This window comes from Mucilaginibacter sp. McL0603 (genome assembly GCF_049992945.1).
Classification (GTDB): Bacteria; Bacteroidota; Bacteroidia; order Sphingobacteriales; family Sphingobacteriaceae; genus Mucilaginibacter.
In genome coordinates this window covers 2,201,895-2,214,314 of record NZ_CP188251.1, presented here as the reverse complement: position 1 = coordinate 2,214,314, position 12,420 = coordinate 2,201,895, and the positions used below count along the sequence as shown (strand labels likewise).

Genomic DNA, 12,420 nt, shown 5'->3' with positions numbered 1-12,420 from the left:
CCTACCTCTAAGGTACAATAAAATTGGCTTAAAATTAATGTTTGACCTCTTCTCTTCCAATCAAAAAAGCTATTCCGCTGAATGACAGGGCTTCGAATACGCTGGTCCATTCGTTGCCATCTCCACTATGCGGATCGGCAATGGCACGTGGTACGTGTAATACAATGAGCCAGATAAAGATCATGATGCCTGTTAGGTTGGCTGCTAAATGCCGTTTGATATTGACTATAATACCAATACCACCCGCCATTAATGCCACTCCTGCAAAGTAGGTCCAGAACAGATGTCCGGGTATCCAGTTAGGTACCAATGTAGCTACAAAATCAGGGTAGACAAAGTGCATATAACCAAAAACTGCCATGGTGATAGCGAAGAAATATTTACCCATCGGGATCAACTTCTCTAAGAAATTGATCAATCCTGAAGTAATGCCCTGCCTGGGTAATGATCCTGCAACCAAAAATGCACCGCCGCTGTAAGTCAATTCTTTAAAAACGTTTGTCCACATGCTTAAATGCACAGGATATTGCTGACACGGAAGCTGGAACATGATCACAATCAGGAGAAATACGGTTGCCAACAATAATGATACTGATCTTGCTTTTATGCTTAAAATAATAGATACACAAGCGATAGCCAGCAAAACGCTGAATATGCAATCCCAGATAAAGCGTTGTGACAGCCATGCAGGATATCCCGAAGGTAGGATTACAGGCCTGAAATCGCGACAAATAACTTGTTGTACCGCAATAGCCAAAAGCCCTATTGCGAAGAATGAACGCCATAAACTGTTTCTATTTTCCATGAATTAAGGTTAATTGGTTATTTAAAGATATAGAATATTTCCTTATAGATTAAGACTATAGGTAATTGGATGACAGGTTGTTTTGAAATAAGATAAGGTTTGTGTATAATTGTATCACAAAGGTGATGGTGTTCCACCTATTTGAACCGTTCTGCTAAAATTAATGCAGTTCTGATGGCGCCTACGAAATAAGTTTTATATTTTTATTTCATAGGCATGAAACGTATACGCTATTCCAGATTTTTTACATCCCCATATTTTCTGATCTTCAACCATTTACTGCGGTGGACTTTGTTGACCATTCCCGTAGCTGTCGTGATAGGGGGTGTTGTAGCCCTGTTTCTATGGTTACTTAACCTCGCTATCCATTACCGCTTTGCTCATCCATGGCTGCTTTATTTATTGCCGTTGGCGGGTGTGATTATTCATGTGGTGTATAAGCTTTATGGGAAATCATCCGAGCGGGGTAATAACCTGATCATGGACGAGATACACGAACCGGGTGGTGGAGTACCCAAACGCATGGCGCCTTTGGTATTGGGAGCAACGGTATTTACCCATTTGTTTGGCGGATCTGCTGGTCGTGAAGGTACGGCAGTGCAAATAGGCGGTAGTATTGCCGATTTCTTTGGCCGCTTATTCAAACTGAATGCAAAGGATTCACGCACAGTGCTCATCGCAGGTGTGGCCGCAGGTTTCGGAGCAGTATTTGGTACGCCATTGGCCGGAACGATCTTCGCTATAGAGGTGTTAGCTGTTGGTCGATTACAGTACGATGCTATCATCCCATGCCTCATTGCAAGTATTTTTGCTGATCAGACTGTGGCTATGCTGGGCATTCATCATACGGCTTACCATATTGCACCTTTTATCACTAAATCCCCGTTAAACGTTAGCTTTATCCATTTTGATTACTTTCTGTTAGCCAAGATCATTCTTGCATCCGTACTTTTTGGGTTGACGAGTTACCTTTTTGCTGAAATGGTTCACGGTATCAAAGACCTATCGCTACGCTTAATAAAAACTACTTGGCTCATACCTATAGTCGGTGGTATCATCATCATTGGGTTAACCCTGCTTTTAGGCCGACAGGATTACCTGAGCCTGGGCGTTGATGCACAATTTGCCAATTCGGTTACTATCCCCTCAGCTTTTCACCAGGGTGGTGCTGATACCTGGAGCTGGCTTTGGAAAATCATTTATACCACCGTCACACTGGGAACAGGATTTAAAGGCGGAGAGGTAACTCCTTTATTCTACATTGGTGCCACATTAGGCAATACTTTATCACAGCTGTTAAATGCACCTGTGGGCTTGTTTGCTGCATTGGGTTTTATAGCCGTCTTTTCTGGAGCTACCAACACGCCACTCGCCTGCACTTTTATGGGGATAGAATTATTTGGCGGAGAATATGCTCTATACTTCGCTGTAGCCTGCTTTACCGCTTATTTCTTTAGTGGGCACTCGGGAATTTATAGTGCACAGCGTATTGCTATCCCCAAAATATTCGACCCGCATTATGCTGCTGAAACTTCCATCGGGCAATCTATTAAAAGAAGGCGCAGGATGGTTAATCATCGGCTCGCTCAATACAAAGAAAGAATAGCTAAGAATAAATAAAAGATCACAACCCTGAGCCATGAAAAACTTGCTTTTAGTATTTGGTGGTGGTGGATTAGGCAGTGTGCTGCGCTATGCAGTATATCGTTTAACAAATAGTATCACACAATCTGTTTTTCCGTATGGTACTTTCCTGGTAAATATAATCGTGTGCTTCTTTATCGGCTTCTTTGTTTTTTATACCGAACGGTACGATGCTCAGAGCCTGCAATGGCGATTATTTCTTGTTACAGGTCTTTGTGGCGGATTTACCACTTTTTCTGCCTTTACATTTGAGAACCTGTCATTGATAACCGACCATCGCATTTTCCTCTTCCTGCTATACACAATCGGCAGCGTGGCACTTGGCATTATGGCACCTATTTTGGATTATTAGCTGCGAAGAATATTTAGAAGCTACTTTTTCCTGATATAAATGTGCTTCACATTCTTTTTACCCGTGTCCCGCTCATCTATCTCAAACTTATTGATACTCCTTATCATAGGCGACATCTTAGGGAAACCATAATTACGTGGGTCAAAATCAGGCTTCTTTTTGATGATTAAACTTCCAAGGTCGCCTAAGTAAGTCCAACCATTTTCATCTGCAAGGTCGGTTATACTGTCTGATATGAGTTCTATTATTTCCGGGTCGATCTTGTTCAGCGGTTTGTTTTCCGGTACAGCTTCATTCCTGGTTACTTCTTTTGGGTTGTTATCAGCCCGTACCAGCTTTTCTTTTTTCAGGATCTCGATATAAATAAACTTATCACAAGCGGTTATGAAAGGGTTCAGAGTTTTCTTTTCACCTATGCCTATCACTTTCATTCCTGCTTCGCGCAGCCTTGTCGCCAATCGTGTAAAATCGCTGTCGCTGGATACTATGCAGAAGCCATCCACCTTGCCTGTATACAAAATATCCATTGCATCTATGATCAATGCACTATCCGATGCATTCTTCCCTACCGAATAACTATACTGCTGTATTGGTGTTATCGCATTCTCTAACAGCACGTTTTTCCAGCCCGAAACTGTTGGCTTTGTCCAGTCGGCGTAAATGCGTTTAAAGGTGGGTGTGCCATATTTGGCTATCTCCTCAAACATCTCTTTCACGTTGGCATAGGGTACATTGTCAGCATCAATCAATACTGCCAGTTTAAGGTCTTTATAAGCTTCCATATTTGAGTCTGCTAACAGATTTGATCAACATCAATAAATCGATAACAGAAGCAATATACCACAAAAAGTTTGAAGGTATTTTTAAATTGATGAGCCTATCACCAACAAACCCCGGAAGATGGAGCCATGGGGTTATGTGGTGTATACTATTGGGGGGAATAATTAGTGGTGTCCGTCCGTAACCAGCTGAAAGCTTAAAGCAGAAAGTCTAAAGCTTTTTTAAACAGAATAAGTTTTCTGCCTTAGTCTTTCTGCTTTCAGCTCACAACGGCTTTCAGCTTTGGTCTTTTTGCTTTCAGCCCATTATTACAACTTCAACTCACCCCACCCTTTACGGTATTCCCTGCGGATAAACTGGTTGGCGGGCTCATAATTGGTTACCCTCATATTTGCACCATCCCATTGCAGGGCCTTGTATCTGCCGCTGAATTTGAGGCCTTCCATAGTGCCGTAAACAGGGTCTTGCCGTTTTATTTTTTCCTGTATGTCGAAGGTTCTTAACAGCAGGTTACCCATCAGCACGGTTTCGGTAAGTGGGCCTGCGTAACCTACGAAAGGCGAGTCGACCTCCATTTTACCTGCACCTGCTATGCTGGCATCTACCCATTGCCACCAGTGCCCATCCATATCGCCCTCTACACGTGGGTATTTCTTAGGGATATTCACATCCTTGTTCAACGATAACGGTAACAACCGTGGGTGACTACCTCCCCATCCGCAGCTTACTTTCCCTTTTGTGCCGATGAACAGCGTGCATCCTTCAAAATCATTTTCGCTTGGTATATCGCCCAAAGCATCGTTCTGGTTTACGTCAGGATCAAGCTCCGACATGCGTTCAGGTGTAATACCACCATCCATCCAGTACAGGTCGAGGTTTTGACCATTCTGCTGCTTAAATTTAAACTTGATCGAGCTGGATACCGGTCCGCTTTCAGGATAAATACCTTCTTTGAAAATACCTTTATAAGTAGTACTTGCGCTGCCCGATACCTCTGTAGGATAACCTAATCCCAACAACTTAAACGGCGGACCCATAATATGACATCCCATATCACCTAAAGCACCTGTACCAAACTGCCACCATCCGCGCCAGTTGAAAGGTACCAGGTTATCTATATAATTAGTCTCCTGCGCTGTGCCGAGCCATAGATCCCACTTTAATTCTTTGGGGATAGGTGGTTTGCTGGTAGGCCATGAAATACCCTGTGGCCATACTGGTCTGTCTGTCCAGCAGTATACTTTTTGGATATCGCCGATCAACCCGGCCTCGAACCACTCGCGCATGGTGCGCATACCCTCGCAGGATGAACCCTGATCGCCCATTTGGGTTACCACATTATACTTTTTGGCTGCCTCTGTAAGTATGCGTGCCTCGTAAATATCATGTGTTAAGGGCTTTTGCAGGTATAAGTGTTTATTCAGTTGCATAGCGCTTAAGCCAACAATAGCGTGATTATGATCGGGGATTGCTACTGTTACGGCATCAAAATGTTTGCTCTCTTTGTCGAACATCTCACGCCAATCATGATAAAACTTTGCTTTCGGGAACTCTTTGATACGCGGTGCAGCACCCCTGTCGTCCACATCGCACAAAAAGGCTATCTCGGCATTCTTTTTAGGTGCAGTAGCATAATGGTGGATATCATTTTCCGCCTCACCGCTGCAACCTACGGCAGCAATGTACAGCTTATCGCTTGGGGCAGTATAGCCCGGTCCGCCTAATACATACCTGGGCACAATGTAGAACCCGGCAGTGGCAATGGCAGCTTTCTTAATAAAATCCTTACGACTGATACTATTGTCAGCAGGTTTTTGTTCGTCCGTTTTCATGGTGATCCTTATTTTTTAGCTAACGGTTTTACAGCAACTTCCTTAAAGTAAACAATGTCATCATCACCATGATTTTGCAGGCCTATGTATCCGGCCAATGGCCTTAATCCACGATACGGTTCAAAATCAAATTTACGTGCAGGGGTAGGGTCGCCTTCTTTATAGTCGGTTACCTTTTGGCCATTCACTACCACAATGGTACGGGGGCCATCAAGGGTGATCTCCATTACGTTCCACTCGGGTCCCGGTTTGCCCGGTTTGGCTAGTGGTTTGGTGAGCGAGTATAAAGTACCTGTAACATGGTATTCATCCTCCTTGGAAGTTTCGGGATGATTATCTATCTGTACCTCATAACCATAAAATACCGGCATCCACTCCTCACGCGGCTCCAGCGGAATACGGATAAACACGCCCGAGTTACTGTTGGATTTCTCCATACGGTAAACCACCCTGATGGTACAATTGCTCAGCTTACCGCCTGTCCAGTATAGTAAGCCCATACCACCGTGACTGCGGATAGTGCCATCCTTTACATAACGTGTGCCTTTGCCCACCTCTTTCCAGCCGGTAAGGTCCTTGCCGTTAAAAAGCTGTTTCCATCCTTCTTCGGGTAATTTGGGGGCATTCTCCTGTGCACTAACTACAGTAGCACCCAGCAACATTAAGCCAAGAGAAAAGCCTTTAAGAATTGATTTTGGGGTCATGATATTCATTTTAGATTACGGGTTTTAATAATCCGCATGCAGCAGAGGGCATACATAGCGGGTTAGTTATATTGGTACAGGCAAATTAAGGATTTTATTAAACAATTGCATTGGAAAATACTCATCAAAATATCTGTTATATTATCCGGGTGAGGGTGTGTTTGTCCGCTCATTCTACTCACCCCGACGACGCTGCGCTGGTCGACCCTCTCTACGGCAAGCCGTAAAGAGGGAGTAAAAAATATCTTTTCCAAATAAACCCTCTTTGTGTAGCAGGAGGGTGGTCGATCCGACTTTAGGCTGAACGACCGGGTGAGTCAACTGTGCGTTGTAAGGTTGTTCCGTTCTTTACGGAGTGTAACAGCTAACTGGAACAAGGGAAACACTGGTAAGCAATATAGAACCAATGCCCCACTGTCCGCTATTTGTTACAAGGTGTTGTTACAAAATAAAGAACGGAACAACGACGGAGAAGATTATCAATATTATATAATAGTAAAGCAATTGCAGTGATACTATCTATGGCAGTCCTTTTATACGCTTATACTGCTACAGGCATTAACCCAATGTCATTAAGTTAAGGAAAAACAGAAGTGCTGATAATATCGAATAATGAATTTTGAATATCGAACGCCGATGTTTTTACTTCATTATTCAGCATTGGACATTCAATGTTCGATATTTTAAATGCTTGCAAATCCTTAACTTAATGACATTGGGCATTAACCACAAGCCGGTATACGCTGCTACCAGGTTTAGTTGGGTTAAGGCAGTGGTGTGATGTTGCAGGTTGAATTGACTATGTTATTTTATTTAATAAATCATGTCATTAATAAATCATGTCATTGCTGTACGAAGCAATCGCGAACTATACAGAGCAGATGCAATGGTATCGAACTTGCATGATCGACCTGCCTATGTAGAGATTGCCACAGTATCGTTCAATGACATATTGATGAATACTGTTGCTATCATACATCAGCGAAATCACACTGATCATTAAAATCAGCGGTCTGATTTAATAATACCCTTCCCTTACCCACTTACTTAATAAAAGTAAAGGACGGCTTTGCAGCAAGTAACCGGGAAAGATGGGATTTGGTAGATGTAAGGATCGTGCTAACAAATTTAGCAAAATGTATTTGATTAGCCAAATAATTATTGCAAAATATTTTAAAATTGTCTGTTCCGTTCTTTACGGAGTGTAACAGTTGATCAGAACAAGCCGGACGCCTGCCTATTGTTTCGACTTGGCTGTTACGCCCTGTTCTAAAAATCATGTTACACAAATAAAGAACGGAACAACATACCACCAGAAACAAAAGCATAAGGGACACAACCTGTTAATCGACACTATAAAAAATGTAGTATTGATTAGGAAGTTTCTGTAATAACTTTGTGCTTAATCAGCTCATAAACAACATATCTTAAATTATGCCGTTCACAGTTTTTATTATGTTTGCCGTACCTGAATTAAACCTTGTTATTTTATGAGATCATTCCTTTTCAATAGTTTCCTCCTGATTTTATTGCCTGTTTGCAGTTTCGGCCAGGGAAATCTCGAAACCCGTAAACTGTTTGACGGTAAAGTAGAACTGATGGTTCCGGCTGAATTTAAACCGATGACGGTAGAGGTAATGGATCAGAAATATCCTAACTCCGGTCAGCAGCCGGACGTTGTGCTTACTGATGATAATGCAGAGGTAAACATAGTGGCAAGCCGTACCAAGCAACTTTTACAAGCCTCACAGATGGAAGCTTACAAGGATTTTATGATAGCCTCGTTAAAAAAATCTCACCCTGATGCACAATGGCTGGATAGCGGTGTAAAAACCATCAATGGCAAGCGTGTAGGCTATTTTAAAATGCTGAGCAATGCGGCTGACCAGAAAGTATTTGTGTACTATTTCTTTACCGATATGGATGGCAGAGCTTTGATAATGACCTTTAATTGCACAGAGAAGCTATTGCCAGCATGGAAAGAAACCGCAGATAATATTGTATCATCATTAAAGGTTAAGTAACCGTCCGCAACTGTTCCAACTACTCCTACACCCGGGAACGAACGAACACTTATATTTGTCTGAACCTGAATTAAACGAATTAAAGAATTTTTTGAATTCAGGTAATTCCTTAATTCAAAAAATTCCGGTTCAGACATCACGCTTCAACCAATTCTTCCACCTCCTGCTCAGTCTTCACCAGTTTGCGCACATCAAAACCTTTGCCCGCTGCCACCAGTACCAGGTGATTGTAGGTCATGTCATCCATTTTGGGCTTACGGTTCAGTATCCAAAGGTATTTGCGATTAGGATGGCCCACCATGGCGTAGCTGTAGTCACGGGCTAATGCTATTATCCAGTATTTACCGCTAAATGGCCACTGAAATTGCACTTCAAGCTTGGCATTGGTCTTTTTATCGGTAACAGATGCTTTGCCATCGGCTACTTTATGCTCGCCGTCTTTCATGCAGCTGTTTTTAACTATTATTTTGCCATTGCCATCTAAACTGTATTCGGCAAAGGTGCAGGAACAGCCCTTTTCAAAGCCTTGCGGAAAAGCTGCTATTTCATACCATTTGCCCAGGTACTTTTCAAGGTCGACATGACTAACGGTTTCGAGGGGCTTGTTTTTTGATGCCAGGGCCAGTGCGGCTATGCCTAAACCGGCCAAAGCTGTGGTTGCAATGATCTCTTTTTTCATAGTAAAATATTAACAGTAGAGTAGACGGAAAGTTTGAGGATGACTCGCTTCCAAAGGAGTCCTTCGGACCGGTCATGATTTCGTCTTGTCACTCCTCAATTAAAAATCGTTGTTAAAGAATTTAGGCTGAGTTTTTTAGGAGAAAACAATATTGCTGTAAAGTTTATTTTAAACTGATGTTAAATACTTTAAGATAAAAAAATTAAACAATATGATAATTTGGTGGTTGTTTAGTCAATATCAAATTATAAAGATTATGGAAAATACTGCAAAAACAATCGAGATACTGAATGATCTTATACTGATCAATAACGACCGTATCGAGGGTTATGAAAGAGCGCTGAAAGAAGTAGAAAATAATGAAGGAGACTCGGACCTGGTACCTATGTTTCTGCGGTTTATTGACGACAGTCGTCGTTATAAAGTAGAGCTGGGCACCGAGATAGCAGCGTTTGGCAAAGATATGGAAACAGGTACAACAATGCCAGGCAAACTGCACAGGGCGTGGATTGCTGTAAAAGAAACCTTTAGCGGCAACGACAGGCATAGCATATTGGAAGAATGCGAGTTTGGTGAAGATGCCATCAAAAAGGCCTACGAAGAAGCCTTGAGCGACGAGATACTTGCAACCTATATCCGCGAAATGCTACTTGATCAGCAGGAAGAATTGATCGAAGCACACGATGAGATAAAAGAGCTTCGTGATAGCGTACAGTAAGAAAAAAACAACTCACACTTTTGGGAAAACCGCCGGTATCCATTGCCAGGCGGTTTTTTTTTGCGCCTGTATTTCAGGTAAATGTGGATAACTAAACGAAACTTTAGCCAGGAAGAGCCCGTAAACAAAATCGAAAACAGCTCTGATTAGCATGAAAAATTTAACCATTATTTCACTATTCGTGTGTTTAAGTGCAGTATTGGCGTCTTGTGCAAAGACCGATGTTGCACCTGCAAACCCTCAAAACCAGGTGATTGTTAAACCAACACCTGCCCAGGATATTGCCAATCCGGCAACCAACCCTAACCCGGTAACCAGTAACATAAATAATAATAATACACTTGAAGGTACCTGGAAAATAGCAAACGACTCTACCCACTACGATGGCGGCGAAGTTGCTTCAAATGCTACCTCTAATAATTACAAAGGTACTTCTGATGATTATTTTACATTTACCAACACAGGCAAAGTGTATATCAAAGAAAATGGTGTGATAGATACTGCAAACTATTCCTTAACCGGTAATTATAAAGTTGTATTTAAGTATACCTGGTACAATGGTGCATCGGTAAGTAACTATGGGTCAGTTGTGGCTGATTTCAATGCCATCAATGTAACAAGCAATTCGGTTACATTAAATAGCAATGTAATTACAACGCAAGGTGTCTTCTCGCGTGTTCTCAACCTGAAAAAGTAATCAGGACAGCAACTGTTACACTCCGTAACGAACGGAACACGAAATTCATCGCTCATATATCGACTCACCCGGTCATTTCCGCCTAAAGTCGGATCAACATTCCTCTTTTCGCGTAGCGAAGAGAGGAATGACGAGCATAGCGATGTCAGGGCGAATAGAATGTGCTTGATACTTAATAAAACTTAGGCAAAGGATTTAACCGTGTATCCTGCCTTTGATGCCAGTAAGGGTAAATTGGTGCTATAGCACTTACCTCGTCCAGTTTCTTGATCTGGTCTACGGTAAGGTTCCATCCGGTTGCGCCGAGGTTTTGTTTTAATTGTTCTTCGTTCCTGGCACCTATCACAATGTTAGCGACGGTCGGCCTTTGCAATACCCAGTTAATGGCCACTTGTGCTACTGATTTGCCGGTTTCTTCGGCTATTACATCCAACACATCCATAATATTATACAGACGTTCATAGTCAGGTGTCGGACCATGGCTTCCACCTTGCTGCCTTCTTGAATCTTCGGGCAGAGATTTATTTCGACGATATTTACCGCCGAGCAGTCCTGATGAAAGCGGGCTCCATACAATGGTGCTTACTTTTTGATCGATCCCGGCAGGCATTAGTTCCCACTCAAATTCACGGTCCAACAATGAGTAATAAGCCTGGTGCGCTACATACCTCGACCAGCCATAACGTTCAGATATAGAAAGTGACTTCATCAAATGCCAGCCCGAAAAGTTAGAGCAGGCAATATAACGCACTTTTCCGCTTGTCACCAGGTCGTCTAATGCACGCAGGGTTTCTTCAATCGGGGTGTTGCCATCAAAACCGTGCATATGGTAAATGTCTATATGATCGGTGTTCAGCCTACGCAAACTGTCTTCGCATGAAGCTATTAAATGCTGGCGCGATGATCCATAATCATTAGGGCCATCCCCCATTTTAAAAGTTGCTTTGGTGGATATCAAAACCTGGTCGCGCAAGCCTTCCAATGCCTTGCCCAATATCTCTTCGGCCATTCCGCGCGAATAAACATCGGCAGTATCAAACATATTTACGCCTGCATCCAAACAAAGCTTTACCAGGTGCTTAGCATCGTTGAGCTGTGTGGTGCCCCATGCTTTAAAAAACTCATTACCTCCACCAAAAGTGGCCGTACCGAAACTCAAAACGGGCACATTTAATCCGGATGCGCCTAATTGCCTGTATTCCATAGTCAGATTGATTTTTATAGTGTGTAAGGCAAAATTAGAATTTAAGCAGTTTTAGAGTGTATTTGTTGCATCATGCTGATGTCAATTTAGTTGTTGATTCGCGGAAGCTAAATCCGAAATTAAAAATCCGATATCCGAAATCAGCTCAATATCTCCGCTATCTCATCAAAACCTTTATCTTTTGCCAGGTCGGCAGGCATTTTACCGCCTTCCATGCGTACGTTGGTTTCTGCACCGTTTTCGAGGAGCATGATCAGTAGTTCAAGATTGCCATTTTGCGCGGCAGAGTGCAGCGGGGTAGCTCCGGCTTGTTGCCTTACGTTTACCTGTGCACCGTTCTCTATCAATATGCGGACAATATCAGTATAATTGCCCGCGGCGGCTGAGTGAATGGGAAATACATGAAATCCGTTATTAGATGGCTGATTAACATCAGCACCTTTCAATATCAGGTAACGTGCTACCTCCAACTGCCCGAAATAACAGGCTAATCCAAGCGGTGTAAAACCGTCATCGGCATATTCGTTTATGGAATCGGGATGGGTATAGATCAAATGGGCCACTGTGTCAAACTTGCCGACAGCCGAGGCCTCAAACAGGCTGATCTCGCTCACATATTTCAACAAAAATTCGGCTACCTCCGGTTTTTTGTAATAGCAGGCAAGCATTAATGGAGAGACATTTTGAGAAGTGGTTTTGGTTGCAAGCGCAGGGTTAGCTGATAGTAGGTTGCTTAAACCAGCCAGATCAGCAGCAGCAATATACTCTTCCAACACCTCTATGCTCATAGTTCAATATTACTAAAAAATTAAATCGGATAGACAAGTGTTAATAAATTGCTAAAAATGTGGATTGATACTCAAATTGCGCAGAGTTTACTCACCCCCTGCCCCTCTCTGCTTGGCAAAGAGGGGAGTTTTATTTTTTCTTTTTAATCCCTCTTTCCGCGCAGCGAAGAGAGGGTGGTCGAGCATAGCTATG

At 42.7% G+C, this 12,420-nt stretch carries 14 protein-coding genes and 1 riboswitch; of the genes, 6 read left to right on the top strand and 8 right to left on the bottom strand.

All coding sequences use genetic code 11. The annotated features are described in order from the left end of the window. Positions 1 to 34: 34 nt before the first annotated feature. Complete coding sequence (locus ACPPVU_RS10410) at positions 35 to 805, bottom strand: hypothetical protein (protein WP_426671639.1); 771 nt, start codon at positions 803 to 805, stop codon at positions 35 to 37. 112 nt (positions 806 to 917) lie between these two features. After that, positions 918 to 996, top strand: a riboswitch (Fluoride riboswitch). 25 nt (positions 997 to 1,021) lie between these two features. Between ACPPVU_RS10410 and ACPPVU_RS10405 the strand changes: the two genes are divergently transcribed. Then, complete coding sequence (locus tag ACPPVU_RS10405; RefSeq protein WP_426671638.1) at positions 1,022 to 2,425, top strand: voltage-gated chloride channel family protein; 1,404 nt, start codon at positions 1,022 to 1,024, stop codon at positions 2,423 to 2,425. Positions 2,426 to 2,444: 19 nt separating this feature from the next. Then, a complete protein-coding gene (gene crcB, locus ACPPVU_RS10400; RefSeq protein ID WP_426671637.1) occupies positions 2,445 to 2,801 on the top strand; it encodes a fluoride efflux transporter CrcB in 357 nt (118 codons plus the stop codon). Between the two features lie 20 nt (positions 2,802 to 2,821). Here the strand turns inward: crcB and ACPPVU_RS10395 are convergent, their stop codons facing one another. The 3 genes from ACPPVU_RS10395 to ACPPVU_RS10385 all read right to left on the bottom strand — a co-directional run bounded on the left by ACPPVU_RS10395 (position 2,822) and on the right by ACPPVU_RS10385 (position 6,117). Then, the gene (locus ACPPVU_RS10395) at positions 2,822 to 3,583 is read right to left on the bottom strand and encodes an NYN domain-containing protein (RefSeq protein WP_426671636.1); all 762 of its coding nucleotides are present in this window, start codon (positions 3,581 to 3,583) and stop codon (positions 2,822 to 2,824) included. A 306-nt stretch (positions 3,584 to 3,889) separates the two neighbouring features. Further along, a complete protein-coding gene (locus tag ACPPVU_RS10390; protein WP_426671635.1) occupies positions 3,890 to 5,413 on the bottom strand; it encodes a Gfo/Idh/MocA family protein in 1,524 nt (507 codons plus the stop codon). Positions 5,414 to 5,421: 8 nt separating this feature from the next. Further along, positions 5,422 to 6,117: a 3-keto-disaccharide hydrolase gene (locus ACPPVU_RS10385; RefSeq protein ID WP_426671634.1), complete on the bottom strand. Its 696-nt coding sequence runs from the start codon at positions 6,115 to 6,117 to the stop codon at positions 5,422 to 5,424. Positions 6,118 to 6,940: 823 nt separating this feature from the next. Between ACPPVU_RS10385 and ACPPVU_RS10380 the strand changes: the two genes are divergently transcribed. Then, complete coding sequence (locus ACPPVU_RS10380) at positions 6,941 to 7,120, top strand: hypothetical protein (protein ID WP_426671633.1); 180 nt, start codon at positions 6,941 to 6,943, stop codon at positions 7,118 to 7,120. A 487-nt stretch (positions 7,121 to 7,607) separates the two neighbouring features. Further along, on the top strand, positions 7,608 to 8,141 hold the full coding sequence (locus ACPPVU_RS10375; protein ID WP_426671632.1) for a hypothetical protein: 534 nt from the start codon (positions 7,608 to 7,610) through the stop codon (positions 8,139 to 8,141). Between the two features lie 136 nt (positions 8,142 to 8,277). Here the strand turns inward: ACPPVU_RS10375 and ACPPVU_RS10370 are convergent, their stop codons facing one another. Next, positions 8,278 to 8,820 (bottom strand): lipocalin family protein, encoded by a 543-nt coding sequence (locus tag ACPPVU_RS10370; protein ID WP_426671631.1) that lies wholly within the window; start codon positions 8,818 to 8,820, stop codon positions 8,278 to 8,280. 256 nt (positions 8,821 to 9,076) lie between these two features. On the opposite strand from ACPPVU_RS10370, the gene ACPPVU_RS10365 reads away from it, so the two are divergent. After that, positions 9,077 to 9,538, top strand: a complete 462-nt coding sequence (locus tag ACPPVU_RS10365) for a PA2169 family four-helix-bundle protein (protein WP_426671630.1) — start codon at positions 9,077 to 9,079, stop codon at positions 9,536 to 9,538. A 12-nt stretch (positions 9,539 to 9,550) separates the two neighbouring features. On the opposite strand, the gene ACPPVU_RS10360 is transcribed toward ACPPVU_RS10365, so the two are convergent. Beyond that, positions 9,551 to 9,691 (bottom strand): hypothetical protein, encoded by a 141-nt coding sequence (locus tag ACPPVU_RS10360; protein ID WP_426671629.1) that lies wholly within the window; start codon positions 9,689 to 9,691, stop codon positions 9,551 to 9,553. Here ACPPVU_RS10360 and ACPPVU_RS10355 point away from each other — a divergent pair. Continuing rightward, positions 9,690 to 10,235 (top strand): hypothetical protein, encoded by a 546-nt coding sequence (locus ACPPVU_RS10355; protein WP_426671628.1) that lies wholly within the window; start codon positions 9,690 to 9,692, stop codon positions 10,233 to 10,235. The two genes, ACPPVU_RS10360 and ACPPVU_RS10355, sit on opposite strands and share 2 nt — an antisense overlap. A gap of 172 nt (positions 10,236 to 10,407) precedes the next feature. Here ACPPVU_RS10355 and ACPPVU_RS10350 read toward each other — a convergent pair whose 3' ends face one another. Further along, positions 10,408 to 11,439, bottom strand: coding sequence for an aldo/keto reductase (locus ACPPVU_RS10350; RefSeq protein ID WP_426671627.1), 1,032 nt, complete (start codon positions 11,437 to 11,439; stop codon positions 10,408 to 10,410). A gap of 140 nt (positions 11,440 to 11,579) precedes the next feature. Then, positions 11,580 to 12,227 carry an ankyrin repeat domain-containing protein gene (locus ACPPVU_RS10345; protein WP_426671626.1) on the bottom strand — a complete coding sequence of 216 codons (648 nt, stop codon included), beginning with the start codon at positions 12,225 to 12,227 and terminating at the stop codon, positions 11,580 to 11,582. Between the last annotated feature and the right edge of the window lie 193 nt (positions 12,228 to 12,420).